Raw genomic sequence first — 1,077 nt, forward strand, 5'->3', positions numbered from 1 at the left:
CGGGGGCGCGCGCCGCACGGCGAGAGCCTGCGTACCGGGCGGCACCGGCCGCCAGCGCCGCCCCGGGGCGCGCGCCCGCACGAACGCGGGGGCGCCCCGCCACACAGCGAGACCAAGGAGAGAACGCGGGATGGGACTTCGCGGACAGGTGAGAACGCGCGACGGCTGGGCCGTGCAGCACGCGGTCGTCACCCTCACAGACACCAACGGCAACCAGGTGCTGCGCGCCTCGGCCGACCCGGACGGCGTCGTCACCGCACCGGACACCCTGGCACCCGGCCCGTACACGGTCGTCGTGACGGCCGTCGGCTACGGCCCCTCGGCCGCGACGGCCCTGGTCACCGCCAGTGGCCGGGCCGACATCGGCACCGTGGTGCTCGCCCGGCAGGGCGGCGTCGAGCTGCCGGAGCCGGGTTCGTGGAGCATCGACCCGGCGCACTCGTCGGTGACCGCGGTCGCCCAGCACCTGGGCATCTCCAGCGTGCACGGCCGCTTCAACGAGTTCGGCGGCACCATCGACGTCGTCGAGAACGGCGGCGAGTACACGGCCTCCCGCGTCGAGGCCGTCATCGGCGCGGCCAGCGTCGACACGGGCAACGGCCTGCGCGACAAGCACCTGAGGTCCCCCGACTTCCTGGACGTCGAGGCCTTCCCCGAGATCACGTTCCGCAGCACGGCCCTGACCCCGGCCGGCACGGACCGCTGGACGGTCAGCGGCAAGCTCGCGCTGCACGGTGTCGAGCGGGACGTCGACCTCGCCCTGTCCTACCTGGGCACCGGCGCCGACCCGTGGGGCGGGATGCGGGCGGCCTTCCACGCGACGACGGAGCTGCACCGCGAGGACTTCGCGATGAACTACAACCAGGTCGTGCAGGCGGGCATCGCGATGATCGGCGCCGTGCTGAAGGTGGAGCTGCACATCGAGGCCGTACGGGGCGAACTGCCGCCGATGATGTGAGCCGGCGGGGGCGGGGTCTCGCCGGGGGCGCGTGCGTCGGTGTGGCGCGCGCCGGGGGGTCCGAGACCGGTTGCCTGATCCGGCACGCGGACGGTGATCGGCGGCTCGGGGAGGCCATG

At 74.3% G+C, this 1,077-nt stretch carries 1 protein-coding gene; it reads left to right on the top strand.

Annotation, left to right across the window (positions count from 1 at the left end):
* Positions 1 to 130: 130 nt before the first annotated feature.
* Positions 131 to 958, top strand: a complete 828-nt coding sequence (locus tag L1885_RS28675) for a YceI family protein (RefSeq protein ID WP_235800051.1) — start codon at positions 131 to 133, stop codon at positions 956 to 958.
* Positions 959 to 1,077 lie beyond the last annotated feature (119 nt).

The sequence above is a fragment of the Streptomyces fuscigenes genome, from assembly GCF_021556455.1.
Lineage (GTDB): Bacteria > Actinomycetota > Actinomycetes > Streptomycetales > Streptomycetaceae > Streptomyces > Streptomyces fuscigenes.